General features: G+C 74.5%; 22 protein-coding genes. 18 read left to right on the plus strand and 4 right to left on the minus strand.

The window, feature by feature from the left end:
• Positions 1 to 13: 13 nt before the first annotated feature.
• Positions 14 to 583: a L,D-transpeptidase gene (locus ACFY00_RS27330; RefSeq protein WP_388034181.1), complete on the minus strand. Its 570-nt coding sequence runs from the start codon at positions 581 to 583 to the stop codon at positions 14 to 16.
• 185 nt (positions 584 to 768) lie between these two features.
• Between ACFY00_RS27330 and tsaB the strand changes: the two genes are divergently transcribed.
• The 5 genes from tsaB to ACFY00_RS27355 all read left to right on the plus strand — a co-directional run bounded on the left by tsaB (position 769) and on the right by ACFY00_RS27355 (position 4264).
• Entirely contained in the window at positions 769 to 1416 is a 648-nt protein-coding gene (tsaB, locus tag ACFY00_RS27335) for a tRNA (adenosine(37)-N6)-threonylcarbamoyltransferase complex dimerization subunit type 1 TsaB (RefSeq protein ID WP_388034182.1), read from the plus strand.
• Between the two features lie 66 nt (positions 1417 to 1482).
• The gene (gene rimI, locus ACFY00_RS27340) at positions 1483 to 1971 is read left to right on the plus strand and encodes a ribosomal protein S18-alanine N-acetyltransferase (protein ID WP_388034183.1); all 489 of its coding nucleotides are present in this window, start codon (positions 1483 to 1485) and stop codon (positions 1969 to 1971) included.
• Entirely contained in the window at positions 1964 to 3052 is a 1089-nt protein-coding gene (gene tsaD, locus ACFY00_RS27345; protein WP_388034184.1) for a tRNA (adenosine(37)-N6)-threonylcarbamoyltransferase complex transferase subunit TsaD, read from the plus strand. The genes rimI and tsaD overlap by 8 nt, the downstream gene beginning before the upstream one ends.
• Before the next feature lie 11 nt (positions 3053 to 3063).
• Positions 3064 to 3309, plus strand: coding sequence for a hypothetical protein (locus ACFY00_RS27350; RefSeq protein ID WP_388034185.1), 246 nt, complete (start codon positions 3064 to 3066; stop codon positions 3307 to 3309).
• Positions 3310 to 3379: 70 nt separating this feature from the next.
• A complete protein-coding gene (locus ACFY00_RS27355) occupies positions 3380 to 4264 on the plus strand; it encodes a polysaccharide deacetylase family protein (protein ID WP_388034186.1) in 885 nt (294 codons plus the stop codon).
• On the opposite strand, the gene ACFY00_RS27360 is transcribed toward ACFY00_RS27355, so the two are convergent.
• Positions 4240 to 5418: a methyltransferase domain-containing protein gene (locus ACFY00_RS27360; RefSeq protein WP_388034187.1), complete on the minus strand. Its 1179-nt coding sequence runs from the start codon at positions 5416 to 5418 to the stop codon at positions 4240 to 4242. The two genes, ACFY00_RS27355 and ACFY00_RS27360, sit on opposite strands and share 25 nt — an antisense overlap.
• Positions 5419 to 5440: 22 nt before the next feature.
• Positions 5441 to 5755: a hypothetical protein gene (locus tag ACFY00_RS27365; protein ID WP_388034188.1), complete on the minus strand. Its 315-nt coding sequence runs from the start codon at positions 5753 to 5755 to the stop codon at positions 5441 to 5443.
• 270 nt (positions 5756 to 6025) lie between these two features.
• Here ACFY00_RS27365 and groES point away from each other — a divergent pair, with 270 nt between their 5' ends.
• The 3 genes from groES (at position 6026) to ACFY00_RS27380 (ending at position 9245) form a co-directional block, all read left to right on the plus strand.
• Positions 6026 to 6331 (plus strand): co-chaperone GroES, encoded by a 306-nt coding sequence (gene groES / locus ACFY00_RS27370; RefSeq protein ID WP_014136232.1) that lies wholly within the window; start codon positions 6026 to 6028, stop codon positions 6329 to 6331.
• A 117-nt stretch (positions 6332 to 6448) separates the two neighbouring features.
• On the plus strand, positions 6449 to 8083 hold the full coding sequence (groL, locus tag ACFY00_RS27375) for a chaperonin GroEL (protein ID WP_388034189.1): 1635 nt from the start codon (positions 6449 to 6451) through the stop codon (positions 8081 to 8083).
• A gap of 160 nt (positions 8084 to 8243) precedes the next feature.
• On the plus strand, positions 8244 to 9245 hold the full coding sequence (locus ACFY00_RS27380; RefSeq protein ID WP_388034190.1) for a LysR family transcriptional regulator: 1002 nt from the start codon (positions 8244 to 8246) through the stop codon (positions 9243 to 9245).
• A gap of 94 nt (positions 9246 to 9339) precedes the next feature.
• Here the strand turns inward: ACFY00_RS27380 and ACFY00_RS27385 are convergent, their stop codons facing one another.
• Positions 9340 to 9666, minus strand: a complete 327-nt coding sequence (locus ACFY00_RS27385) for a WhiB family transcriptional regulator (RefSeq protein ID WP_285737105.1) — start codon at positions 9664 to 9666, stop codon at positions 9340 to 9342.
• 533 nt (positions 9667 to 10199) lie between these two features.
• Here ACFY00_RS27385 and ACFY00_RS27390 point away from each other — a divergent pair.
• The 10 genes from ACFY00_RS27390 (at position 10200) to ACFY00_RS27435 (ending at position 25027) form a co-directional block, all read left to right on the plus strand.
• Complete coding sequence (locus tag ACFY00_RS27390) at positions 10200 to 10811, plus strand: response regulator transcription factor (protein WP_014136228.1); 612 nt, start codon at positions 10200 to 10202, stop codon at positions 10809 to 10811.
• A gap of 195 nt (positions 10812 to 11006) precedes the next feature.
• Positions 11007 to 11750: an RNA polymerase sigma factor ShbA gene (gene shbA / locus ACFY00_RS27395; protein ID WP_285737106.1), complete on the plus strand. Its 744-nt coding sequence runs from the start codon at positions 11007 to 11009 to the stop codon at positions 11748 to 11750.
• A gap of 276 nt (positions 11751 to 12026) precedes the next feature.
• Positions 12027 to 13529 (plus strand): IMP dehydrogenase, encoded by a 1503-nt coding sequence (gene guaB, locus ACFY00_RS27400; protein ID WP_388034191.1) that lies wholly within the window; start codon positions 12027 to 12029, stop codon positions 13527 to 13529.
• Positions 13530 to 13704: 175 nt separating this feature from the next.
• Positions 13705 to 14823 (plus strand): GuaB3 family IMP dehydrogenase-related protein, encoded by a 1119-nt coding sequence (locus ACFY00_RS27405; RefSeq protein ID WP_388034192.1) that lies wholly within the window; start codon positions 13705 to 13707, stop codon positions 14821 to 14823.
• Between the two features lie 249 nt (positions 14824 to 15072).
• The gene (locus ACFY00_RS27410; RefSeq protein ID WP_388034193.1) at positions 15073 to 16749 is read left to right on the plus strand and encodes a serine/threonine-protein kinase; all 1677 of its coding nucleotides are present in this window, start codon (positions 15073 to 15075) and stop codon (positions 16747 to 16749) included.
• A gap of 255 nt (positions 16750 to 17004) precedes the next feature.
• A complete protein-coding gene (locus ACFY00_RS27415) occupies positions 17005 to 18096 on the plus strand; it encodes a protein kinase (RefSeq protein WP_388034194.1) in 1092 nt (363 codons plus the stop codon).
• A gap of 155 nt (positions 18097 to 18251) precedes the next feature.
• Positions 18252 to 19898: a serine/threonine-protein kinase gene (locus tag ACFY00_RS27420; protein ID WP_388034195.1), complete on the plus strand. Its 1647-nt coding sequence runs from the start codon at positions 18252 to 18254 to the stop codon at positions 19896 to 19898.
• A gap of 84 nt (positions 19899 to 19982) precedes the next feature.
• Positions 19983 to 21590 carry a succinic semialdehyde dehydrogenase gene (locus ACFY00_RS27425; RefSeq protein WP_388034196.1) on the plus strand — a complete coding sequence of 536 codons (1608 nt, stop codon included), beginning with the start codon at positions 19983 to 19985 and terminating at the stop codon, positions 21588 to 21590.
• 20 nt (positions 21591 to 21610) lie between these two features.
• The gene (locus ACFY00_RS27430; RefSeq protein ID WP_388034197.1) at positions 21611 to 23371 is read left to right on the plus strand and encodes a GMC oxidoreductase; all 1761 of its coding nucleotides are present in this window, start codon (positions 21611 to 21613) and stop codon (positions 23369 to 23371) included.
• Positions 23372 to 23434: 63 nt separating this feature from the next.
• Positions 23435 to 25027 (plus strand): hypothetical protein, encoded by a 1593-nt coding sequence (locus ACFY00_RS27435; protein WP_388034198.1) that lies wholly within the window; start codon positions 23435 to 23437, stop codon positions 25025 to 25027.
• The last annotated feature ends 520 nt before the right edge of the window (positions 25028 to 25547 follow it).

Here is a 25547-nt window from a genome sequence, read left to right on the forward strand (position 1 = left end):
CGGGCGTGCGGGGTCAGGCGACCACGACCACCCGGGTGCCGGCCGGCGCGAAGTCCCAGATCAGCTGGCCGTCCGCCCGGGTGGCCCGGATGCCGCCGGTCTTCGTCTTCGGGTCCAGCGACGGGGCCGGGGCCTTCTCGTCCACCAGCGCGCTGAAGCCGAAGACCGTGCCCGACTGCTGGGCGAACCGCACCACGTGCTCGATCTGCCGCCCGTCGGTGCCGGTGCCCGCCGCGGTCCGGCTGGCGACGCTGTAGGTGCCCACCGGCGGGAGGGTGTTGCCCGGCACCACCTTGAACGAGGCCACCACCGGGGTCGGCTTCTTCGGGTCGACCAGCCACACCTGCTGCTGCTGCAGCGAGTACACCACCCGCAGACCCGAGCCGGACTCGGCGGGCAGCGGTGGCGCGGTCGGCCGGCCGCTCTCCGGGGCGGAGGCCGAGGGAGCGGCGCTCGACGCGGACGGCGCGGCCGCGACCGCGCGCGATGCCGCGCCGTTCGCCTGGAAGGCCAGCAGCCCGATCACCGCCAGGGCGCCCAGGGTGAGCCCGCCGACCACCGCACCAGGACCCAGCTTCGCCACGTCTGCTCCTCCACGTTCCGCGCCGCACCGCATCGACCTCAGCGAAGCCCATCGTGCCAGGTGCGGTCCGCCGTTCCGGCCTCTTGGCGATCGTGTGTTCCCGGCCGTGGCCGCCGGGCCGCCGGGCCGCGGGCGGGGACGGGCGCGGTGCGGGCCGCCGCGCCGGACCCTCTAACCTTGAACCCGTGCTCCTCCTCGCCTTCGACACCGCCACCCCCGCCGTCACCGCCGCCGTCCACGACGGCGAACGGGTGCTCGCCGAGTCCTACGAGGTCGACGCCCGGCGGCACGGCGAACTGCTGCTGCCCACCGTCGCCGCCGTCCTGCGCGACGCGGGCGTGGACAAGCGCGAGCTGACCGACCTCGCGGTCGGCGTCGGCCCCGGCCCGTACACCGGCCTGCGGGTCGGCCTGGTCACCGCCGCCGCCCTCGGCGACACGCTCGGCCTGCCTGTGCACGGCGTCTGCACCCTCGACGCGATCGCCCACCAGGCCCGCACCGAGGGCCTGGACGGGGCGTTCACGGTGGCGACGGACGCCCGCCGCAAGGAGGTCTACTGGGCCTCGTACGGCGCGGACGGCGCCCGGCTGAGCGGCCCCGCGGTGGACCGCCCGGCGGAGATCGACCCCGGCGAGCGGACGGTCGGCGCGGGCGCCCTGCTGTACGCGCTGCCCGCGGCCAGCGGCCCCGAGCACGTCTCGGCGGGCGCCCTGGCCGACTTCGCCGTCCGCGAGCTGGCCGCGGGCCGCGCCCTGCTGCCGAACGTGCCGCTGTACCTGCGGCGGCCGGACGCGCAGGTGCCCGCGGGCTACAAGGCGGTGCTCCCGGCATGACCGCAGGTGCGCGCCGCGCCCCGGCCGGAACGGCCGGTCGGCGTGGCTAGGTACGCGTTGCGCCCGATGCGGTGGTGGGACATCGAGCCGGTCATGGCGCTGGAGCACCAGCTGTTCCCCGAGGACGCGTGGTCGCGCGGGATGTACTGGTCGGAGCTGGCGGAGGCGCACCCGGGCGGCAGCCGGCACTACGTGGTGGCCGTGGACGGGAGCGGCGCGGTCGTCGGGTACGCCGGGCTGATGGCGGTCGGGACGGACGGCGACGTGCAGACGATCGCGGTGGCCCCGGAGCACCAGGGGGCGGGGCTCGGGGCGCTGCTGCTGGCGGAGCTGACGGGGGAGTCGGTCCGGCGCGGCTGCACGGAGACGCTGCTGGAGGTGCGGGTGGACAACCCGCGCGCGCAGCGGCTGTACGAGCGGTTCGGGTTCGAGCCGGTCGGGATCCGGCGGGGCTACTACCAGCCCGCCAACGTGGACGCACTGGTGATGCGTCTGGACCACCTGGCAAGTGACGCAAGTGACGCAAGCGATCTGAAGGATCATCACAATGGCTGACGAACCCCTCGTCCTCGGCATCGAGACCTCCTGCGACGAGACCGGCGTCGGCATCGTCCGCGGCACCACGCTGCTGGCCGACGCGGTCGCCTCCAGCGTCAACGACCACGCCCGGTACGGCGGCGTGGTGCCGGAGATCGCCAGCCGGGCGCACCTGGAGGCGATGGTCCCCACCATCCGGCGGGCGCTGGAAACCGCCGGGGTGAAGGCGAGCGACCTGGACGGCATCGCCGTCACCGCGGGCCCGGGCCTGGCGGGCGCGCTGCTGGTGGGCGTGAGCGCGGCCAAGGCGTACGCGTGGGCACTGGACAAGCCGCTGTACGGGGTGAACCACCTGGCCTCGCACATCTGCGTGGACCAGCTGGAGCACGGCCGGCTGCCGGAGCCGACGATGGCGCTGCTGGTGTCGGGCGGGCACTCCTCGCTGCTGCTCAGCGGTGACATCACCTCCGACGTGCGGCCGCTGGGCGCGACCATCGACGACGCGGCGGGCGAGGCGTTCGACAAGGTGGCGCGCGTCCTCGGGCTGGGCTTCCCGGGCGGGCCGGTGGTGGACCGGATGGCCAAGGAGGGCGACGGCTCGGCGATCGCCTTCCCGCGCGGGCTGAACAACGCCGGGGACCCGGCGTACGACTTCTCGTTCTCCGGCCTGAAGACGGCCGTGGCGCGCTGGGTGGAGGCCAAGCGGCGGGCGGGGGAGCCGGTGCCGGTGGCGGACGTCGCGGCGTCCTTCCAGGAGGCGGTCACCGACGTGCTGACCCGCAAGGCGGTGCGGGCGTGCAAGGACAACGGCGTCGACCACCTGATGATCGGCGGCGGCGTGGCGGCGAACTCGCGGCTGCGCGAGATGGCGCAGCAGCGCTGCGACAGGGCGGGCATCGTGCTGCGGGTGCCGCGGCCGGGCCTGTGCACCGACAACGGCGCGATGGTGGCGGCGCTCGGCGCCGAGATGGTGTGGCGGGACCGCACGCCCTCCTCCTTCGACCTGTCGGCGGACTCCTCGCTGCCGGTCACCGAGACCCACGTGCCGGGCGACGGGCACGGGCACGTCCACGCGCACGCGCACGAGGCGCTGAAGTGACCCTGGCGGCGATGTGGGAGGCCCGGGCGGTGGACGGCCGGGGCGGTGAACTGCACGCCTGGGCCCGGGAGTTCGCGCTGCCCGCGGTGCGCGCGGCGGCCGGTCTGGAGCGGGTGGAGCTGTTCACCGCGCCGGGCGACCGGGTGCTGCTGATCGCGCTGTGGGAGGGCGAGCCGGTGCCGGTGCCGGAGCCCCCCGCCGGGCTGCTGGCCCGTCCGGTGCACCGCTGGACCTTCACCCGCACGGACGCGGGGTAGCAACCGAGAGACCACCCCCGTTAGTCCTATTATCGACACGCGTGTCGAGGACGAGCGGGGGACATCGGTGATGCAGCGGGTACGGATCGGGTACGGGGCGGGTGCCCTCGCGGTGCTGCTGGCGGCCAGCGGGTGCAGCAGCGGATCGGGGCCCGCCGACTCCCGGCCCGTCCCGGCCAAGCCGGTCGCCGCCGCCTCCCCGGCCGCCTCCGCCTCCGGCGCCCCCTCGGCGCCCGCGCAGCAGGCGGTCAGCGAGGCCACCTGGGCGAAGTGGGGCGTCAAGCCGCTGCCCAAGGCGCCCGCGCCGCCCGCCGACCGGCCGGTCAAGCTCACCAGGTCCGGCCCCGTACCGGTGTTCAGCGACGTCCCCACCGGCGACAAGGTCGTGTTCGTCACCATCGACGACGGGGCCGAGAAGGACCCGAAGTTCGTCGAGATGCTCACCGAGCTGAAGGTGCCGATCACGATGTTCCTGACCAAGGACATCGTCAAGAACGACTACGCCTACTTCAAGCCGCTGCAGGCGCTCGGCAACAGCATCCAGAACCACACCGTCAGCCACCCGGTGATGAGCAAGCTCCCGGCCGCCCAGCAGAAGTCGCAGGTCTGCGACGACCAGGCGGCCCTCACCGAGCAGTACGGCACCGCCCCGTACCTGTTCCGCCCGCCCTACGGCGACGGCGCCAACACCCCGACCCTGAACACCGCCGTCCAGGAGTGCGGGCCGCGCGCCGTCGTGCTGTGGCGCGAGTCCATGCAGATCCACGACATGCAGTACCAGGCCGCCGACAAGAAGCTCCGCAACGGCGACATCATCCTCGCCCACTTCCGCGGCCCGTCCGAGCTCAAGGGCGAGACCATGACCCAGATGTTCGCCGAACTGCTCAACCGGATCCAGGAGCAGGGCTTTGCCGTCGCCCGCCTCGACGACTACGTGGCCGGGCCCACCGGCTGACCCAGCATCATCACCGGGCCGGCCGCGGTGCGGGCCACGATCACCGTCACCGCGTTCGGCCCGGCCGGCTTCAGCTGCCGCCGCAGCTCCTCCGGCACCACCGACGCCCCGCGCTTTTTGACCACCACGGTGCCGATCCGGCGCTCCTTCACCAGTGCCTTCAACCGCTTGACCTGGAACGGCAGCACTTCGGTCAGCTCGTACGCCTGCGCGTACGGGGTCGGCCGCAGCTCGTCCGAGGTGACGTACGCGATCATCGGGTCGATCAGCCGCCCGTTCACCGCCGCCACCACCTCGGCCACCATCCGGCCCCGGATCACCGCGCCGTCCGGCTCGTACAGGTAGCGGCCCACCGGGCCCACCGGCGGGTCGGGCAGCGCGCCGCCGGACAGCGAGTGCGGGCCCGGCAGCAGCGTCGCCCGGTACGGCTCGGCGGCGGCCGTGCCGAACCACAGCACCGCCTCCTTCACCTCGCCCCGGTCCGACACCCACTCCGCCTCGGCGCCCTCCGGGACCAGCTCGTGCGGGATCCCCGGCGCCACCTTCAACGCCCCGAACGGGGCGCTGCGGGCCGCCCGCACCGCCCAGGACAGCGGCGGCGAGTACGCCTCGGGGTCGAACACCCGGCCGCGCGAGGTGCGCCGCGCCGGATCGGTGAACACCGCGTCGAAGCCCGCGGTGTCCACGTCCGCGACGTCCGCCCGGCGCACCTCCACCAGCTCCGCCACGCCCAGCGCCGCCGCGTTCGCCCGCGCCACCTCGCAGGTCAGCTCGTCCCGGTCCACCGCCAGCACCGCGATCCCGGCCCGGGCCAGCGCGACCGCGTCCCCGCCGATCCCGCAGCACAGGTCGGCCAGCCGCCGCACCCCCAGCGCCGCGAACCGACCCGCCCGCCACTCGGCCACCGAACGGCGGGTCGCCTGCTCCACCCCGGGCTGGGTGAAGTACATCGACGCGGCGTCCGCCCCGAACTTCGCCTCCGCCCGCTGCCGCAGCCGGGCCTGCTCGAACGCCGCCCGCACCAGCTCCGCCGGGTGCTCCCGCCGCAGCGCGGTCGCCAGCGCCAGCTCCCGCTCCGCCGTGAACCCCTGCAACTCGGCCAGCAGCGCCTGCCCCTGCTCGGTCAGCAGCGCCCGGAACGACTCGATCTCCACCGCACCATTGTCCCGGCTCGGATCAGTGCGCCAGCACCGCGAACACCGCCGCGACCAGCGCGGGGGCGGCCAGCCCCACCGACAGCGGCGCGATCCGGTAGCCCCGCCGGGCGGTCACCACCACCGCCACCGCCGGCACCGCCACCCCCACCACCGCCACCGCGACGCCCAGCGCCACCAGCGCCCCGGCCCCGCCCCCGCGCTCCGACGCCGCGCTCACCGCGAACACCACCAGCATGAGCGCGTAGGGCACCGCGCACAGCAGCGGCACCGACAGGGCCGTCAGCCACACCGCGTGGAACGCGTCCCGTCCCACCGGAGGTCGTGTCGTCGTCATGGGCCGAGCCTGGCGGGGGATCCGGACCGCCGCCTGAGTAGCCGTACTCGGAAGGAGCCGGGTCGGCACCCGGGTCGAACGGAAACTCGACCGCGACGTCGTTGGCACTCTGGTTGACTGAGTGCTAACGGCGTCCTAAGGTCATACCTGGCACTCCCCCCATGGAGAGTGCTAACGCGATGAAGCGCGTCCGACCCCCGCGACGGCGGCCGCGAACATTCGCCACCTACCTGTTAGACAACCCCGTAATCTCCGAAGGGGAGCTCGGACGTGACCACCAGCAGCAAGGTTGCCATCAAGCCGCTCGAGGACCGCATCGTGGTCCAGCCGCTCGACGCCGAGACCACCACCGCCTCCGGCCTGGTGATCCCGGACACCGCCAAGGAGAAGCCCCAGGAGGGCGTCGTCCTGGCCGTCGGCCCGGGCCGCTTCGAGGACGGCCAGCGTCTGCCGCTCGACGTCGCCGTCGGTGACATCGTCCTGTACTCGAAGTACGGCGGCACCGAGGTGAAGTACCAGGGCGAGGAGTACCTCGTCCTCTCGGCCCGCGACGTCCTCGCGATCATCGAGAAGTAAGACGTCCGCGCAGTAAAGACGTCCCAGCCCCGCCCCGGATCCGTGTCGCACCGACAGGGGCCCGGGGCGCGGTTGTTGCTCCACGTACGCAGACTGAACCCCTGAGGAAACGGGACCATGGCGAAGACCCTGCAGTTCGACGAGGACGCCCGCCGCTCGCTGGAGCGCGGTGTCAACAAGCTGGCCGACACGGTCAAGGTGACCATCGGCCCCAAGGGCCGCAACGTCGTCATCGACAAGAAGTTCGGCGCCCCGACCATCACCAACGACGGTGTGACCATCGCCCGCGAGGTCGAGCTCGACGACCCGTACGAGAACCTCGGCGCGCAGCTGGTCAAGGAGGTCGCCACCAAGACCAACGACGTCGCGGGCGACGGCACCACCACCGCCACCGTGCTCGCCCAGGCCCTGGTGAACGAGGGTCTGCGCAACGTGGCCGCGGGCGCCGGCCCGGCCGCCCTGAAGAAGGGCATCGACAAGGCCGTCGCCGCCGTCTCCGAGCACCTGCTCTCGGTGGCCCGCGAGATCGACGGCAAGGACGACATCGCCGCCGTCGCCTCCCTCTCCGCCCAGGACACCCAGGTCGGCGAGCTGATCGCCGAGGCGATCGACAAGGTCGGCAAGGACGGTGTGATCACCGTCGAGGAGTCCAACACCTTCGGCGTCGAGCTCGAGTTCACCGAGGGCATGCAGTTCGACAAGGGCTACCTGTCGCCGTACTTCGTCACCGACGCGGAGCGCCAGGAAGCGATCCTGGAGGACCCGTACGTCCTGATCAACCAGGGCAAGATCTCCTCCATCCAGGAGCTCCTGCCGCTGCTGGAGAAGGTCCTGCAGGCCGGCGGCTCCCGCCCGCTGCTGATCATCGCCGAGGACGTCGACGGCGAGGCCCTCTCCACCCTGGTGGTCAACAAGATCCGCGGCACCTTCAACGCGGTCGCGGTCAAGGCCCCCGGCTTCGGCGACCGCCGCAAGGCCATCCTCGGCGACATCGCCACCCTCACCGGCGGCCAGGTCGTCTCCGAGGAGGTCGGCCTCAAGCTCGACCAGGTCGGCCTGGACGTGCTCGGCACCGCCCGCCGGATCACCGTCACCAAGGACGAGACCATCGTCGTCGACGGCGCCGGTGACTCCGCCGAGGTCGCCGGCCGGGTCGCCCAGATCAAGGCCGAGATCGCCAACACCGACTCCGACTGGGACCGCGAGAAGCTCCAGGAGCGCCTCGCCAAGCTGGCCGGCGGCGTCTGCGTGATCAAGGTCGGCGCGGCCACCGAGGTCGAGCTCAAGGAGCGCAAGCACCGCCTGGAGGACGCCATCTCCGCGACCCGCGCCGCGGTCGAGGAGGGCATCGTCGCCGGTGGTGGCGCCTCGCTCGTCCACGCCGCGAAGGTCCTGGCGGACGGCCTCGGCCTGTCCGGCGACGAGGCCACCGGTGTCGCCGTGGTCCGCAAGGCGCTCGCCGAGCCGCTGCGCTGGATCGCCCAGAACGCCGGCCTGGAGGGCTACGTCATCACCTCCAAGGTCGCCGAGCTGGACGCGGGCCAGGGCTACAACGCCGCCACCGGCGAGTACGGCGACCTGGTCAAGGCCGGCGTCATCGACCCGGTCAAGGTCACCCGCTCCGCCCTGGAGAACGCCGCCTCCATCGCCTCCCTGCTGCTCACCACCGAGACCCTCGTGGTGGAGAAGAAGGAAGAGGAGGAGGCCGCGGGCCACGGCCACTCGCACGGCGGCCACGGCCACAGCCACTGAGGCGCTAGCCGCTAGCCGTTGAGGCGGCGAGAGGCGAAACCAGGGGCGCGAGGAACCGCGCGACCGACCGGGCACCCCCGTGGTGCCGGGCTCGGACCGCCGGTTCCCCGCGCCCCTTCGCGTGCGCGGGGCGCGCAGCGGGTTCCGTACAGTTGACGGCGTGATCGAAGCCCGCCACCTCCGTGTCCTGCACGCCGTCGCCCGGACCGGGTCGTTCTCCGCCGCGGCGCGGGAGCTGGGGTGCACGCAGCCCGCGGTGAGCCAGCAGATGAAGGCGCTGGAGAAGGCGGTGGGCACCCCGCTGGTGGTGCGGGCCGGGCGGGAGATGCAGCTGAGCGAGGCCGGGCGGGTGCTGCTGCGGCACGCGGACGGGATCCTCGCCGGGCTGTCGGCCGCCGAGGAGGAGGTCGCGGCGATCGCCGGGCTGCGGGCCGGCCGGGTGCGGCTGGTCTCGTTCCCGACGGCGAGCTCGACGCTGGTGCCGCGGTCGGTGGCGCAGGTGCGGGCGGCGCACCCGGGGGTGCGGGTCTCGCTGGTGGAGGCGGAGCCGACCCAGGCGCTGGCGATGCTGCGCGGCGGGGAGTGCGAGGTGGCGCTGGCGTTCCGGTACCCGGACTCGCAGGGCGGGCTGAGCCTGCCGTCCCCGCACGCGACGCTGCGCGAGGCGCGGGCCGAGGCGGCGCTGGAGGCGGCGGCGACGGCGGCCGCGAACGACTGGTCGGAGCTGGTGGTGCGCCCGCTGCTGGACGACCCGCTGGTGGGCCTGGTCCCGGCCGGGCACCCGCTCGCGGACCGCGGCGAGGACGCGCCGGTGGACCTGTCCGAGCTGGCGGGGGAGCAGTGGATCGCGGGCTGCCCGCAGTGCCGGGGCCACCTGGTGGAGCTGTGCGCGGACGCGGGCTTCGCGCCGTCGATCGAGTTCGCGACGGACGACTACCCGGCGGTGGTGGGCCTGGTGGGCGCGGGCCTGGGGGTGGCGGTGCTGCCGGGGCTGGCGCTGGAGTCGGTGCGGCACCCGGGTGCGGCGGCGGTGCCGGTGCGGGTGGCGTCGGGGGAGCCGGCCCGGCGCGAGGTGGTGGCGCTGACCCTGCCGGACCTGGTGGGGGTTCCGGCGGTGGCGCTGATGCTGGAGCAGCTCGCGGCGGCGGCCGCCGCCCGCTGAGCGCGGCGGCCGCCGGGGACGGGCGGGCGACGCGTCCGCGCGGTGCGTTCCGCTGCGGCGGGGACGGCCGCGGCGGGGCGGGGGCGGGCGGGGTTCAGCGGCGGATGGTCTGCGGCATGGCCAGCGGCACCTCGGCCAGCCGGTTGCGCGAGCGGCCGAGCAGCTCCTCGCGCTCGTCCTCGGTCATGCCGCCCCACACCCCGTAGGGCTCGCGGACGGCCAGGGCGTGGGCCGCGCACTGGGCGCGCACCGGGCAGCGCATGCAGACCTCCTTGGCGCTCGTCTCGCGGGAGGTCCGGGCCGCGCCGCGCTCGCCCTCGGGGTGGAAGAACAGCGAACTGTCCACGCCGCGGCAGGCTGCGGAGAGCTGCCAGTCCCAGAGATCTGCGTTGGGGCCGGGGAGGCGGGAGAAATCTGCCATGGCACGTTCCCTTCATGGCTCGGGGCCGGGCTCCTCGGTCGCGGTCGTTGCGGCGAGGCTGCACGGGGCCGGTACGGACACCTGGAAATATGACTTACGCCCACTACACGGACAAGTCACCCACAGTCCAGCGAATCAGTCAATGACCTGACAGAAGCTATAAAAACGGACAAAAGGGGCAATAGGTTTGAACCCGAATGCTGCACCGATCGGGTGTCCGACCGGGCGCGGACCGCCCCCGGAGGGCGCGCAGGACGCGGACACCGCGTGCGAGCTGCACAAAAGAGCGGCGCGTGCACCGCGAGGTGGCTCCTGCGTGATGGGTTGGCCACGTACAGTGGTGGAGATGGAGGTGAAGCCGTAACTCATTCGAGTGACGGTCGTTGGATGTACGGAGGCGGTCAGAGGGCACGGGACATCGGGGACGGTCGCGCAGCGAGGCGATCGGAACGGGTCCGTACCGGGGCCGTGTCGGAGAGGTTCGTACCAGCCAGGAGGCTCAACGTGACGCGGATCAGCTGCGGAGGACGGTCATGACATCCGTACTCGTCTGCGACGATTCCCCGCTCGCCCGGGAGGCGCTTCGCCGTGCGGTGGCGACCGTGCCCGGAGTGGACCGGGTGACCACTGCGACGAACGGTGAGGAGGTCCTCCGCCGCTGGGTGGCCGACCGTTCCGATCTCGTTCTGATGGACGTCCGGATGCCCGGCCTCGGCGGGGTCGAAACGGTCCGCCGACTGCTGTCGGCCGACCCGGGCGCCCGGATCATCATGCTCACCGTCGCCGAGGACCTGGACGGGGTGGCCCTCGCGGTCGCCGCCGGGGCCCGCGGCTACCTGCACAAGGACGCCTCGCGCGCCGAGCTGCGGGCCACCGTCACCCAGGCGCTGGCCGACCCGACCTGGCGCCTGGCGCCGCGTCGGCTCCGCAGCCCGGACATGGGCGCCGCGCCGACCCTGACGGCCCGTGAGATCCAGGTGCTGGAGGGGATGAGCCACGGCCGTTCCAACGCCGAGATCGGCCGCGAGCTGTTCCTGTCCGAGGACACCGTGAAGACGCACGCCAGGCGGCTGTTCAAGAAGCTGGGCGCCTCGGACCGCGCGCACGCGGTGGCGCTGGGCTTCCGTTGGGGCCTGGTCCGCTGAGCGGACGCGCGAACTGCGCTCGCTCGGACGTGTGACGTTGTGGTCCCGAGGCTGCACCATGGAGTAGTGGAGCACCTCGGGGACCAGCGGACAGGCAGGGGAGGCGGCACGGTGCACGCGGCGACGGATAACGTTCCGATGCACAAGTCCGGACGCGGTGCCGCGTTTTCCGGCCCGACCAGGCACCATGGACCGATGCGTGACGACGAGGAGGCCGCCGGGCCCGACCCGGTGCAGCCCGCCCCCGGGGGTGCGGCTGCCGATCCGTCGTCGGCACCGGAGGGTGCGGTGAGCGGCTCCGACGACCGGGCGGCCGGATTCGACGACCCGTCGGGAGCGGCGCCCCGCCCGCCCGTCCTCGGCGCGGGGACGTCGCCGGAGGTGGCCGAACTGGTCGCGGCGGCGGTCCGCGGGGACGGCCCGGCGATCGAGGCGCTGCTCGGCTACGTGCTCCCGCTGGCGCTGCGCTACTGCCGCGGCCGCCTGGTGCGGCTACCCGGCGGGGCCCGGCACCACGTGGACGACGTGGCCCAGGAGGTCTGCGTCGCGGTGCTCTGCGCGCTGCCCCGCTACCGGGACACCGGGCGTCCGTTCGAGGCCTTCGTCTACGGGATCGCCGCGCACAAGATCGCCGACCTGCAGCGGGCCGCGATGCGCGGGCCCGGCTCGACCGTGATCCCGCCGGACGACCTGCCGGAGACGCCGGACGACTCGCTCGGCCCCGAGGAGCGGGCGCTGCTCTCCAGCGACGCCGAGTGGATCAAGGAGCTGCTGTCGTACCTGCCGGCCCGTCAGCGCGAGCTGGTGCTGCTGCGGGTGGCGGACGGGCTGTCGGCGGAGGAGACCGGCGAGGTGCTCGGGATGTCGCCCGGCGCGGTGCGGGTCGCCCAGCACCGGGCGCTGTCGCGGCTGCGGGCGCTGGCGGAGGAGAGCGGCTGAGCCCCGGCCCGCTCACCGTCCGCGCTGCTGGACGCGCGTGGACGACGGGCGGGCCGCGCGCGGAAGAAGCGCGGGCGGTCGGGCGTTGTCAAGAGGGCGCGACGACCTACCCCGCGTCACCAGTACCATGGGGTATCGGCGCCTGGTCGGGTCGCCAAAGTTTCTCCGGTGCGCGCGGGGTTCCGTTGGAGGTTCCTCCAGTTGCCGGGCGTCTTGGCGGCCGATGACAGCCGGGCGCCCGTGCGCAGAACGACGGCCCGCCACGGAAGGTTCCCCATGTCTTACAACGCCGCCGGCGTACCCGAGAAGTTCGCGATGCTCGGACTCACGTACGACGACGTCCTGCTGCTGCCCGGGGCCTCCGAGGTGCTGCCCAACCAGGTCGACACCTCCTCGCGGATCTCCCGGAACGTGCGGGTCAACATCCCGCTGCTGTCGGCGGCGATGGACAAGGTCACCGAGTCGCGGATGGCGATCGCGATGGCCCGCCAGGGCGGCGTCGGCGTCCTGCACCGCAACCTCTCGATCGAGGACCAGGTCAACCAGGTCGACCTGGTGAAGCGCTCCGAGTCCGGCATGGTCACCGACCCGATCACGGTCGGCCCGGAGGCGACGCTGGCCGAGGCCGACGCGCTGTGCGCCCGGTTCCGGATCTCCGGCGTGCCGGTGGCGACGCCGGAGGGCAAGCTGCTGGGCATCGTCACCAACCGCGACATGGCCTTCGAGACCGACCGCAGCCGCAAGGTCGCCGACATCATGACCCCGATGCCGCTGATCACCGGCAAGGTCGGCATCTCCGCCGAGGACGCGGTGGCCCTGCTGCGCCGCCACAAGATCGAGAAGCTGCCGCTGGTCGACGACGAGGGCCGGCTCAAGGGCCTGATCACCGTCAAGGACTTCGTCAAGGCCGAGAAGTACCCGAACGCCGCCAAGGACTCCGAGGGCCGACTGCTGGTGGGTGCCGCCGTCGGCGCCTCCGCCGAGGCCTTCGACCGCGCCCAGGCGCTGGTCGGCGCGGGCGTGGACTTCCTGGTCGTCGACACCTCGCACGGGCACTCGCACAACGCGCTGTCCTGGATCTCCAAGATCAAGGCCGCCGTGCCGGTCGACGTGGTCGGCGGCAACGTCGCCACCCGGGACGGCGCCCAGGCGCTGCTCGACGCGGGCGTGGACGGCGTGAAGGTCGGCGTCGGCCCCGGCTCGATCTGCACCACCCGGGTGGTCGCGGGCGTCGGCGTCCCGCAGGTCACCGCGATCTACGAGGCCGCCCAGGCCTGCCAGGACGCGGGCGTCCCGATCATCGGCGACGGCGGCCTGCAGTACTCCGGCGACATCGGCAAGGCGCTGTGCGCCGGCGCCGACACCGTGATGCTCGGCTCGCTGCTGGCCGGCTGCGAGGAGTCGCCCGGCGAGCTGCTCTTCATCAACGGCAAGCAGTTCAAGTCGTACCGCGGCATGGGCTCGCTGGGCGCGATGCAGACCCGCGGGCAGGCGAAGTCCTTCTCCAAGGACCGCTACTTCCAGGCCGAGGTGTCCTCCGACGAGAAGCTGATCGCCGAGGGCATCGAGGGCCAGGTGCCCTACCGCGGCCCGCTGTCCGCGGTGCTGTTCCAGCTGGTCGGCGGCCTGCGCCAGACCATGGGCTACGTGGGCGCGGCGAACATCGAGGAGATGCAGACCAAGGGCCGGTTCGTCCGGATCACCTCGGCCGGCCTCAAGGAGAGCCACCCGCACGACATCCAGATGACCGTCGAGGCGCCGAACTACAACGCGCGCTGAGCGTCCTCCCGCACGGATCCGCCCGGCCCGCAGCTCGCTGCGGGCCGGGCGGATCTCCGCTGTTCCGGGGGGAGCGGGTGCGCCCCTGGCGGGGCGGGCGGGCCCGGTACGGGATACTTGGGGGCGTGGCCGGGGGGACCCGGTCGGGAGATGGAAAGCAGCAGAAGGGCTCGAAGTGACTGAGATCGAGATCGGGCGAGGCAAGCGCGGCCGCCGGGCGTACTCCTTCGACGACATCGCCGTCGTCCCCAGCCGCCGTACGCGTGACCCGAAGGAGGTCTCGATCGCCTGGCAGATCGACGCCTACCGGTTCGAACTGCCGTTCCTGGCCGCGCCGATGGACAGCGTGGTGTCGCCGCAGCAGGCCATCGCGATCGGGCAGCTGGGCGGCCTGGGCGTGCTGAACCTGGAGGGCCTGTGGACGCGGTACGAGGACCCGCGGCCGCTGCTGGAGGAGATCGCCTCCATCACCGACGAGGCGGCGGCGACCCGGCGCCTGCAGGAGGTGTACGCGGAGCCGATCAAGGCCGAGCTGATCAAGGAGCGGATCAAGGAGGTCCGTGACTCGGGCGTCGTGACCGCCGCGGCGCTCTCGCCGCAGCGCACCGCCGAGTTCTCCAAGACCGTGGTGGACGCCGGGGTCGACGTGTTCGTCATCCGCGGCACCACCGTCTCCGCCGAGCACGTCTCGGGCGCGGCCGAGCCGCTGAACCTGAAGCAGTTCATCTACGAGCTGGACGTGCCGGTGATCGTCGGCGGCTGCGCCACCTACACCGCCGCGCTGCACCTGATGCGCACCGGCGCGGCCGGCGTGCTGGTCGGCTTCGGCGGCGGCGCCGCGCACACCACCCGGGGCGTGCTGGGCATCCAGGTGCCGATGGCGACCGCCGTGGCGGACGTCGCGGCCGCCCGCCGCGACTACATGGACGAGTCCGGCGGCCGGTACGTGCACGTGATCGCGGACGGCGGCGTCGGCTACAGCGGCGACATCCCCAAGGCCGTCGCCTGCGGCGCGGACGCGGTGATGATCGGCGCCGCGCTGGCCCGCGCCACCGACGCGCCCGGCCGGGGCTACCACTGGGGCATGGAGGCCGTCCACGAGGAGCTGCCGCGCGGCAAGCGGGTCCACCTGGGCACCGTCGGCACCACCGAGCAGATCCTGGCCGGCCCGTCGCACACCCCCGACGGCACCATGAACCTGTTCGGCGCGCTGCGCCGGGCGATGGCCACCACCGGCTACACCGAGCTCAAGGAGTTCCAGCGGGTCGAGGTCACGGTCAACCCCGCCCGCTGACCGCCCCGTTGGAGCCGGAAGGGCCCCCGCCGTCACGCGACGGCGGGGGCCCTTCCGGATGTCGGCGGGTGGCGGGCCCCGGAGCCGCCGACGGCACGGCCACGGCCAGGGGGGCGGGTGGCCGGGACGGGACGGGACAGGGGATGATGGGTGTCCGGCGTGCGACCGCCACCCTCGGCGGTCCGACACGCCGTCAGGTCGCGGCGGGGCGCCCGCCGAGGGCCGCAACACCATGGGGAGAGCGCACCGATGACGCAGCCGCAGGAACCGACCGGCCGACTGCTGGCGGACCGCTACCGGCTCGGAGAGGTGCTCGGGCGCGGCGGCATGGGCACCGTCTGGCGGGCCGAGGACGAGACGCTGGGCCGGATCGTCGCGGTCAAGGAACTCCGGATGACCGGCACCGTCGACGAGATCGAGAAGCACCGGCTGGTCGTCCGCACCATGCGCGAGGCCAAGGCCACCGCCCGGATCCGGCACACCGCCGCCGTCACCGTCTACGACGTGGTCGAGGAGGACGACCGGCCCTGGATCGTGATGGAGCTGGTCGCCGGGCGCTCGCTGGCCGACGTGATCGCCGAGGACGGCGCGCTCACCCCCGAACGGGCCGCGAAGATCGCCCTCGACCTGCTCGGGGTGCTCGGTGCCGCGCACGGCCAGGGCATCCTGCACCGGGACGTCAAGCCGTCGAACGTGCTGATCGGCGAGGACGGGCGCACCGTGCTCACCGACTTCGGCATCGCCAGCGTCGAGGGCGACACCTCCATCACCTCCACCGGCATGCTGGTCGGCGCCCCCTCCTACATCGCCCCCGAACGCGCCCGCGGCCGCCGCCCCGGACCGCCCTCCGACCTGTGGTCGCTGGGCGGCACGCTGTACGCGATGGTCGAGGGCGTCCCGCCGTACGACCGGGGCGACGCGCTGGCCACCCTCACCGCCGTGATGACCGAACCGCTCCCGGCGCCGCGCAACGCCGGACCGCTGCGGACCGTCATCGAGGGCCTGCTGGAGAAGGAGCCGGAGCGGCGGATGGACGCCGACACGGCCCGCCCGCTGCTCGAACTGATCGCCGCGGGGAAGCCGCTGCCGGAGGCCGGGACCAAGTCCGCGGCCGAGGCCGCGACCGTGGTCGTTCCGGCTCCGGCCCCGGTCCCGGCCGAGGTCCGGGGGCCCGAGCGGACGGCCGAAGTGCCGCCCGCGGGCGGTCCGTTCGGCTCGCGGCGGCGGGCGGTGCTGGCCGGGGCCGCGGTGGTCGCGGTGCTCGCGGTGGTCGCGGCGCTGGTGGTGTTCTGGCCGAAGGGCGACGGCGGGGACGGGCGGGGCTCCGCGGACGGCGCCGTGCCGCCCCCGGCGCCGGCGACGGCCTCCGCGAGCGCCTCCGACCCGGCCTCCGCGGCGTCCCCGGCCTCCTCGGCCCCGGCGTCGGCCACCGCTTCCGGATCGCCCTCGCCCTCGTCCGCGCCGACGGCCGGTCAGCCGCCCGCCGGGTACCGGGTCTACAAGGACCAGTCCGGGTTCAGCATCACGCTGCCCGACTGGATGGCCGACCAGGGCCCCGACTACCGCGCCACCAGCCGGCGCTTCGAGGGGCGCGGGCTGCGGCTGGTCGTCGACTGGCAGAGCCCGGCCGGGGACAGCGCGCTGAAGGACTGGCAGGAGTCCGACCGCAACGCGAAGATGACCAACTACCGCAAGGTCCGGGTGGAGTCCGTCGCGTACCGGGACTGGACCAACGCCGCCGACTGGGAGTGGACGTACACCGGCAAGAGCGGCACCCTGCTGCACTCGCTCAACCGCGGCTTCGTCACCGGGAACGGCAAGTACGGGTACGCGATCTACTGGACCATGCCCGAAGAGGTGTGGACGGCGCCGGAGGGCTCGCTGGCCCGGCAGACCTCCTTCGAGAGCTTCCAGCCCGCGCCGTGAGCACGGGCGCCACGCCGGGGCGGTGCACGTCCGCGGCGGGGTGCGGGGCGGAGTCGGCGGCGGGCCGGGCGCGCCCGGGGCGGTGGGCGCCCGCAGCGGCCCGGGGCGGGGAGTTGGGGGCGGCTCCGGCGCGGACGGACGGGGGTGCGGGGGCGGAGGGGCGGCTTCCGGTGGTGGAGGGGAAAGCGCGTACCGGGCGGTGGCGGGGGCAGGCGGGGGCCGTACGCTGGCGGGACTACGGCGTGAGGAACAGGCATGCGAGCGGAGCCGGGGCAAGTGGTGGCCGGGCGGTACCGGGTGACGGACCGTCCGGAGGACGGGGCCGGGGTGCTCGCGGTGGACGTCCACGGCGGGGCGCGGGTGCGGCTGTTCGGGCTGGAGCTGCCCGAACTGCTGGTGCCGGGGCACCCGGCGGGGGCGCCCGCCCCCTCGTACGGGCCGCGGGTGACGGCGCGGGTCGCGCAGGTCGCGGCGGCGGCGTCCAGGCACCCGCGGCTGCTGCGCGGGCTCGCGGCCGGGCCCGAGGACGAGGTGCTGTGGGTCGCCGAGGAGGCGGTGCCGGGGGTCCCCCTGGAACGTCTGGCGGGCAACGGACCGGTCTCGCCGTACCGGGTCGCGGAGATCGGGGCGGACCTGGCGGGCGCGCTGCGCTCCCTGCACGAGGACGGGCTGACGCACGGGAACCTGACCCTGCGCACGGTGCTGGTCTGCGAGGACGGCGCGGCGATGCTCGGCGGGCTGCTGCTGGGCGCCGCCGAGGAGGAGCTGTGCGCGGCGCTGGGCGGCGAGGTGCCGCGCCGGGTGTACGAGACCCGGGCGCTGATGCTCGGACCGCTCGCCGAGCGCTGGGCGATCGACCCGGGCGCCCCCGCGGACACCTGGGCGCTGGGCGTGCTGCTGTACCGGCTGCTGACCGGCCGCGGCCCGTACCCGGAGAGCGACCTGCCGACGCTGCTGGCGGCCGTCCGGGACGGGCGGCACCACCCCGCGGACGGCTGCGGGCCGCTGCGGCCGCTGGTCGAGCGGCTGCTGCAGCCGGACGCCGCGGCCCGGCCGGACGCGGTCGCCGTCCAGCGGGAGCTGCGCGAACTGCTGGTGTTCGCACCCGAACCGGGCCTGGACGGCCCGCCCGACCCGCTGCTGCCGGTGCTCCGGCCGCCGGCCGGTCCGCTGGTGCCGCACCCGCGCGGCGGACGGCGGGAGCGGGCGGCCGGACGGGCGACGGGGCGTCAGGGGCCGGTGCGGCGGCCGCGGGTGCCGCCGCGGCTGCTCGGTCCGCTGATCCTGGGGGGCGTGCTGGTGCTGCTGGTCGCGGCGCTCGCCGGGATCGTCGCCGTCGCGGGCTGAGAGCGCCCGGTCACGGTGCGACGCGTAGCCGGGGTGCGATTCCCGGGGGACGCCGCGCGGCCTAGGCTGGCCTCCTGAACCGTCGGTGCGAGCAGGCACACGGTCTGCCAGGACCCCGTCCGACCGACGGTGGGGGAACGAAGGGGGGGCGGCCCATGGGCGCGCAGGAGCAGTCGACCGGCCGTCTGCTGGCCGGGCGGTACGCGCTCGGCGAGCGTCTGGGGCGCGGCGGCATGGGGACCGTCTGGCGCGCCAGGGACGAGATGCTGGACCGGGAGGTGGCCGTCAAGGAGCTGACGGTCAGCCACCTCTCGGAGGAGGACCTGGAGATGCTCCAGTCCCGGATGAAGCGCGAGGCCCGGGCCGCCGCCCGGATCAAGCACCCGGGCGTGATCACCATCCACGACGTGCTGGAGCAGGACGGCCGGCCGTGGATCGTGATGGAGCTGGTGGACGGCCGCGCGCTGTCCGACGTCATCACCCAGGACGGCACGCTGACGCCGCGGGAGGCCGCCGACGTCGGCCTCCAGGTGCTCGCCGCCCTGCACCGCGGTCACCAGCTGGGGGTGCTGCACCGCGACGTCAAGCCCGCCAACGTGCTGCTGGAGCACGGCACCGGGCGGGTCGTGCTGCTGGACTTCGGCATCGCCAAGTTCGAGGGCGCGATGGACATCACCCGCCCCGGCGACCTGGTCGGCTCGCCCGACTACCTGGCCCCGGAGCGGGCCCAGGGCCAGCGCCCCGGCCCGGCCTCCGACCTGTGGGCGCTCGGCGCGACGCTGTACCACGCGGTGGAGGGCGAGTCGCCGTTCCGCCGCGACAACCCGCTCAGCACGCTCACCGCCGTCGTGGACGAGCCGCTGCCCGAACCGCGCCGGGCCGCCGGGCTCGGGCCGGTGCTGGCCGCGCTGATGGCCAAGGACCCGGCCGAGCGGCCCGGCGCCGACGAGGCCGCCCGGATGCTGCGCGAGGTCGCCGACGGGCACACCGTCAGCATCCGGGTGCCCGAGCAGGCGGGCGAGCCCCGGCTGCCCACCCAGCTGGTCCCGGTGGTCGACCGGACCACCGAGCCGGACGCCACCGCGTCGGACGCCGAACCGGCCACCGAGCCCGTCCCGGCCCCGGCCCCGGCGCCGCCCGCCGCGACGGCCGCGCCCGCGGCGCCCCGGCGGCGCGGGCGGGCGGTGCTGTGGGCGGTGGTCGGCGTGCTGCTGCTCGCCGGTGCGGGCGGGGGCGCGTACTACCTGCAGCGGCACCGCGGCGGCCCGCCCGTCGTCCCGGGCCCGGTCGCGTCCGGGACGACCGGCGCGGACAACCCGCTGCCCGGTGACAGCCCGCTGCCCAGCGGCGCGCCCGCGCCCGCCGGGTACGCCTGGCGGGACGACCCGGCCGGGTTCCGCTTCCTGCTGCCCACCAACGGCGACTGGGTGCGCACCGAGAAGAGCGGCGGGCAGATCTACTACACGCCGGACAACCAGGAGCACTTCCTGCTGTTCGCGGTCACGGTCGGCCAGCCGCTCTCCCCGCAGGAGCACTTCCTGCAGATGGAGGCCACGCTCAGCAAGAGCCTGAAGGACTACCAGCGCACCAGCCTCGCCATCGCCAAGATCAAGGGCGAGGAGGGCGCGGTGTGGGAGTTCAGCTTCGGCGCCAAGGACGCCCGGCGGCACGCCAAGGAGGTCGAGTTCCGGCGCAGCGACGGCACGGCGTACATGGTGTACGTCTCCGGGCCGGAGAAGGACTGGGTGGACAGCCTGCGGCAGTTCACCACGGTGCTGAACAACTTCACCCCGACCTCCTGAGGCGCCCCGGCCGGAGCGCCGGGTTCCGCCTTTTGGTGTTACCGGCGGGTACACAAGTCGGGGTCCAGGGCCTAGGCTGCCCGCATGACGGAGAGCACGAGCCAGGTCCGGCGCAATCCTGCGGCGAAGGGTGCGGCGCGCGGCGTCGCTTCGGCGGTCCCGGCGACACTGGTCGCCCGGCTGGCCAAGGGCGTCACCGCCTCCGGCGAGCAGCGCGCGCAGACCCTCGCGCCGCTCACCGGCGAGGCGCTGGCCGAGCTGCCGCTGTCCTCGGAGCAGGACGTGGAGCGGGCCTTCGAGCAGGCCCGGCGGGCCCAGCCCGCCTGGGCCGCGCTGTCGGTGCGGCACCGGGCGGGCGTCCTGCTGCGCTTCCACGACCTGCTGCTGAAGCGGCAGGACGAGGTGCTCGACCTCATCCAGGCGGAGACCGGCAAGGCCCGGCTGCACGCCTTCGAGGAGGTGATGGCCGTCGCCTCGGCGGCCCGGCACTACGGCCGCACCGCGCGCTCCTACCTGCGCGACCGCCGCCGCGGCGGCGCCGTGCCGGGTCTGACCAGCGCCGTGGAGGCCCGCCGCCCCAAGGGCGTGGTCGGGCAGATCTCGCCCTGGAACTACCCGCTGGAGCTGTCCGTCGGCGACGCGCTGCCCGCCCTGGTCGCGGGCAACGCGGTGGTCAACAAGCCGGACACCCAGACCGCGCTGACCGCGCTGTGGGCCCGCGAGCTGTTCGTCGAGGCCGGGCTGCCCCCGCAGGCCTGGCAGATCGTCCTCGGCGACGGCCCGGTGGTCGGCCCGCAGGTGGTCGAGCGCGCCGACTACGTCGCCTTCACCGGCTCCACCCGCACCGGTCGGGACGTCGCCCGGCGGGCCGCCGAGCGGCTGGTCGGCGCCTCGCTGGAACTCGGCGGCAAGAACGCCATGCTGGTGCTCGCCGACGCCGACCTCGACCGGGCCGCCGCGGGCGCCGTCCGGGCCTGCTTCTCCTCGGCCGGCCAGCTGTGCATCTCCATCGAGCGGCTCTACGTGCACCGCTCGGTCGCCGACGCCTTCCTGGCGAAGTTCGCCGAGAGGACCTCCGCGCTGCGCCTGGGCGGCGGCCTCGCCTACGGCGCCGACATGGGCTCGCTGGTCTCCGCCCGCCAGCTGGAGACCGTCACCCGGCATGTCGAGGAGGCCGTCAAGGCCGGCGCGAAGGTGCTGGCGGGCGGCCGGGCCCGGCCCGACCTGGGCCCGCTGTTCCACGAGCCGACCATCCTGGACGGCGTCACCCCCGACATGGCGGTCTGCGCCGAGGAGACCTTCGGCCCGGTCGTCTCGGTCTACCGCTTCGACACCGAGGACGAGGCCGTCGCCGCCGCCAACGCCACCCCGTACGGCCTGAACTCCAGCGTCTGGACGAAGGACACCGCCCGCGGCCGCCGGGTCGCCGCCCGGCTGCGCACCGGCACCGTCAACGTCAACGAGGCGTACGCCGCCGCGTACGGCTCGGTGGCCTCGCCGATGGGCGGCATGGGCGACTCCGGGCTGGGGCGGCGGCACGGCGCCGAGGGCATCCTGCGCTACACCGAGGCGCAGACCGTCGCGGTGCAGCGGCTGCTGCCGATCGGCCCGTCGATGGGCATGGACGACCGGAAGTTCGCGGAGCTGTTCACCACCGGCCTGAAGGCGATGAAGGCGTTCCGTCTCAAGTAGCCAACCCAGAGGGGGCAGCAGTGTCGTACGACTACGACGTCGTGGTGGTCGGTTCGGGCTTCGGCGGCTCGGTCGCGGCCCTGCGGCTGACCGAGAAGGGCTACCGGGTCGCCGTCCTGGAGGCCGGGCGCAGGTTCCGCCGCGAGGAGCTGCCCCGCACCTCCTGGAACCTGCGCGACTACCTGTGGGCACCCGCCCTCGGCCGCTACGGCATCCAGCGCATCCACCTGCTGCGCAACGTGCTGATCCTGGCCGGGGCGGGCGTCGGCGGCGGCTCGCTGAACTACGCCAACACCCTGTACGTCCCGCCGAAGGCGTTCTTCGAGGACCGGCAGTGGCGGCACATCACCGACTGGCAGGCCGAGCTCGCGCCGTTCTACGACCAGGCGCAGCGGATGCTCGGGGTGCGGCTCAACCCGACCATGACCCCCTCCGACGTGCACCTGAAGGCCGCCGCCGAGGCGATGGGCTGCGGCGACACCTTCCACCTGGCGCCGGTCGGGGTGTTCTTCGGCGACGGGCAGGACGGCACCGGCGAGGCGAAGGCCGCGCCCGGCGGCGAGGTCGACGACCCGTACTTCGGCGGCGCCGGGCCCCGGCGCCGGGCCTGCACCGAGTGCGGGGAGTGCATGACCGGCTGCCGGCACGGCGCCAAGAACACCCTCACCGAGAACTACCTGTACCTGGCCGAGCGGGCCGGGGCCGAGATCCTGCCGATGACCACCGTGCACCGGCTGCGCCCGCACGGCGAGGGTTACGCGGTCGACGTGCTGCCCACCGACGCCCGCACCCGGCGGGCCCGGAGGGCCGGGGCGCGCACGATCACCGCCGAGCGGGTCGTGGTCGCGGCGGGCACGTACGGCACCCAGACGCTGCTGCACCGGATGCGCGAGGCCGGGCTGCTGCCGCGGATCTCCGCCCGGCTCGGCCACCTCACCCGCACCAACTCCGAGGCGCTGGTGGGCGCGCAGACCTCCACCCGGCGCTACGGGGAGCGTCCCGACTTCACCCGCGGCGTGGCCATCACCTCCTCGGTGCACCCCGACGAGAACACCCACATCGAGCCGGTCCGCTACGGGCGGGGCTCCAACGCGATGGGCGCGCTGTCGATCCAGCAGGTGTCCGGCGCCGGGCGCGGGCCGCGCTGGCTGCGCTACCTGGGCACCGCGGCCCGGCACCCGTGGACCTTCGTCCAGTCGATGAACCAGCACCGCTGGTCGGAGAAGACGATCATCGGCCTGGTCATGCAGTCCCTGGACAACTCGCTGACCGTCTCGCTGAAGAACGGGAAGCTCACCTCCCGGCAGGGCCACGGCGCCCCCAACCCGAGCTGGATCCCGGCCGCCGAGGAGGGCGCCCGGGCGCTCGCCGCCTCCATCAACGGCTTCCCCGGCTCCACCGCGGGCGAGATCTTCGACATCCCGCTGACCGCGCACTTCCTCGGCGGCTGCCCGATCGGCGACAGCGCCGACACCGGCGTCGTCGACCCCTACCACCGGCTGTACGGGCACCCCGGGATCAGCGTGGTCGACGGCTCCGCGGTCTCCGCCAACCTGGGCGTCAACCCCTCGCTGACCATCACCGCGCAGGCCGAGCGGGCCATGTCGATGTGGCCCAACCGCGGCGAGGCCGACCCGCGCCCCGAGCCGGGCGCCGCCTACCGCCCGGTGCCGCCCGTCGCGCCGCTGCGGCCCGCCGTCCCCGACGGCGCGTTCGGCGCGCTGCGGCTGCCGCTGCTGGCCGTGCCCGAGGTGCCCCGCCGTGCCGCAGAAGGAGATTGACATCCCTTTACCCCCGGTGGGATAAACGGGCCCTCATCGCACGAAGCATCCTGGGGGACCACCATGCCCATCTGTCCGTCCTGCGGGGCGGCCTCGGCCGACCCCGCGGTGACCTGCGCCAACTGCGGGAGACCGCTCGCCGCCCCCGCGATCGGGGACGTGATCGAGGGCGCCGGCTCCGCGGGCACCGGCCCCTCCCCGTGGGGCGCCGGCCGGGTGCACCACACCCGGGAGACGCCGCTGCTCTCCCGCGGCTGGCTGACCGCGGGCCGGGTGCTGATCGCGCCGACCGCGCTGCTGGTCCTGGCCGCCGTGATCGGCGCCGCCAGCCAGGACGGCGGCGACGCCTCGGCGGCCGGCCTCGGTTGGTCCGCCAAGGGCTTCCAGACCTGGCTGACGCTGGCCCTCACCGCCTTCGGCGCGCCGCTGACCTCCCGGGTCCAGTACACCGGGAAGTCGTCCTTCGCCGACGGCACGGACGCCGTCTCCACCAGCAGCACCCACCTGGTGATGTACCTGGTCGCCTTCGGCTGGCTGCTGCTGCTCTGGGCCGGCCTGCACCTGGCCGGCCGGGCCCGCCGCCGGGCCGGTGCCGCCGAGCCCACCGCCCCCGCCGCCGCCCTGCAGGCGCTGCGCACCGGCGCGCTGTCCGGCGCGGTCGCGCTGCTGCTGGGCTGGCTGGCCGGGCACGACGCGGGCCTCGGCTCCGACGACGACCTGTCGATGACCATGGAGACCGGCACCTCGCTGCTGCCGCTCACGGTCTCCGCGGCGCTGGCCGCGGCCGCCCTGGTGCTGGCCGTGGACGGCGCGGCCGCCCTGCGCGCGGAGGCCGCCCGGCGCGGCTGGCTGGGCAGCCTGCTGCTCGCCTGGCAGCACGCCTCCCGGGTGGTCGGCGGCCTGCTGGTGCTGCTCACCGCGGTCGCGCTGGTGGTGCGGCTCTCCTCCGACGGGGTGTTCTCGGAGAACGGCTCCGGCCCGCTGGGCATGGTCACCAACGACGGCCTGCGCCTCTACGGCGTCGGCAGCGGCGCGACCGCCCTGGGCCTGGGCAGCTTCGGCCTCCACCCGACGGCCTTCTCGCTGTTCGACCTGAACGGGCACGGCTCCGGCTGGTGGTTCGCGGTCCTCCCGGTGCTGGCCGCCGCGCTGGCGCTCGGCTGGTCCGCGCACCGCGGGCGGCTGTTCCACCGCGACCGGGCGGTGCTCGCGGGCCTGTACGCGGTGCTGACCGCCGCGCTGCTGCTCGGCACCTCGATGTGGTACGACAGCTCCCGCACCAGCCCGAGCGGCGAGCACCTGGGCACCACCATGGACCTGGTCGGCTGGTCGCTGGTCTCGGTGCTGCTCTCCGCGCTCTGCTGGGGCGTGTTCGGCGCGCTGGTCGTGCCCGCCGTGCTCGACGCCCTGCGCCGCACCCGGGTGCCGCTGGCCCCGCCGCGCCCGCAGGCGCCGCCGATGCCCGCCGTGCCGCCGCAGCCCGGCGCGCTGCCCCTGCTCCAGCCCGTGCTGCCCGGCCAGGGCGGCGCGGACCTGCTGGAGAAGGTCTCGTACGGCTCGGTCGAGCTGGTCGTGGACGAGCCGCCCGCCCGCGCCGCCGCGCGCGACGGGGACGAGGACCCGCACGCCGCGTTCCGCCGTCCCGTGGCGGACTGACCGGGCGGGGAAGGTGCCGGGGGAGGACTCCGGAAAGGGCAAAGGGCCCCGCGGGGGAACGGGGCCCTTTGTCGTAGCACTCGGCGTCAGGGCCGCGCCGGTGCCGGATGACGGCGCCGGGGGAGGAGCGCCGTCGCGGAAGGATGGTCACGGACACGCGCCGGGGCCGGATCGGCCTCACGGAGCGTGAAAGAGGGGCCGCCCGCGCGAACGGGCCCTCCGCGGTGACGGGTGCACGGTGAGCGCCCGCCCTCCCTGCATCGTCCTGGACGAGGGCCTTGCCGTGCAACCGATTCGGCGTAAATGAGCGGTGGGTCCGGAAGCGGACACGGCACGCGGAGGCGCCGGCCCGGCCGCCGGAGGGCGGTCACCGTCCGTGATAAAGGCTTGCTGGGCGTACCGGGGCGTACGCCGGAGCGGGCGGCTGACTGAGGTGTGGCGGCCGGCACCGGTACCGGCCGCCACACCCCGGGTCCGCCCGGTCGCGGACGGGGTCGCTGTCCCCAGCTGACCCGACCGC

The sequence above is a fragment of the Kitasatospora sp. NPDC001540 genome, from assembly GCF_042894345.1.
In the GTDB taxonomy this organism is placed as follows: domain Bacteria; phylum Actinomycetota; class Actinomycetes; order Streptomycetales; family Streptomycetaceae; genus Kitasatospora; species Kitasatospora phosalacinea_C.

Excerpts from the sequence above, each read along its gene's own strand:
- rimI (WP_388034183.1), top strand. The coding sequence starts at position 1,483 with ATGCGGTGGTGGGACATCGAGCCGGTCATGGCGCTGGAGCACCAGCTG.
- tsaD (WP_388034184.1), top strand. The coding sequence starts at position 1,964 with ATGGCTGACGAACCCCTCGTCCTCGGCATCGAGACCTCCTGCGACGAG.
- ACFY00_RS27350 (WP_388034185.1), top strand. The coding sequence starts at position 3,064 with ATGTGGGAGGCCCGGGCGGTGGACGGCCGGGGCGGTGAACTGCACGCC.
- ACFY00_RS27355 (WP_388034186.1), top strand. The coding sequence starts at position 3,380 with ATGCAGCGGGTACGGATCGGGTACGGGGCGGGTGCCCTCGCGGTGCTG.
- ACFY00_RS27365 (WP_388034188.1), bottom strand. The coding sequence starts at position 5,755 with ATGACGACGACACGACCTCCGGTGGGACGGGACGCGTTCCACGCGGTG.
- groL (WP_388034189.1), top strand. The coding sequence starts at position 6,449 with ATGGCGAAGACCCTGCAGTTCGACGAGGACGCCCGCCGCTCGCTGGAG.
- ACFY00_RS27385 (WP_285737105.1), bottom strand. The coding sequence starts at position 9,666 with ATGGCAGATTTCTCCCGCCTCCCCGGCCCCAACGCAGATCTCTGGGAC.
- ACFY00_RS27390 (WP_014136228.1), top strand. The coding sequence starts at position 10,200 with ATGACATCCGTACTCGTCTGCGACGATTCCCCGCTCGCCCGGGAGGCG.
- shbA (WP_285737106.1), top strand. The coding sequence starts at position 11,007 with ATGCGTGACGACGAGGAGGCCGCCGGGCCCGACCCGGTGCAGCCCGCC.
- guaB (WP_388034191.1), top strand. The coding sequence starts at position 12,027 with ATGTCTTACAACGCCGCCGGCGTACCCGAGAAGTTCGCGATGCTCGGA.
- ACFY00_RS27410 (WP_388034193.1), top strand. The coding sequence starts at position 15,073 with ATGACGCAGCCGCAGGAACCGACCGGCCGACTGCTGGCGGACCGCTAC.
- ACFY00_RS27415 (WP_388034194.1), top strand. The coding sequence starts at position 17,005 with ATGCGAGCGGAGCCGGGGCAAGTGGTGGCCGGGCGGTACCGGGTGACG.
- ACFY00_RS27420 (WP_388034195.1), top strand. The coding sequence starts at position 18,252 with ATGGGCGCGCAGGAGCAGTCGACCGGCCGTCTGCTGGCCGGGCGGTAC.
- ACFY00_RS27425 (WP_388034196.1), top strand. The coding sequence starts at position 19,983 with ATGACGGAGAGCACGAGCCAGGTCCGGCGCAATCCTGCGGCGAAGGGT.
- ACFY00_RS27435 (WP_388034198.1), top strand. The coding sequence starts at position 23,435 with ATGCCCATCTGTCCGTCCTGCGGGGCGGCCTCGGCCGACCCCGCGGTG.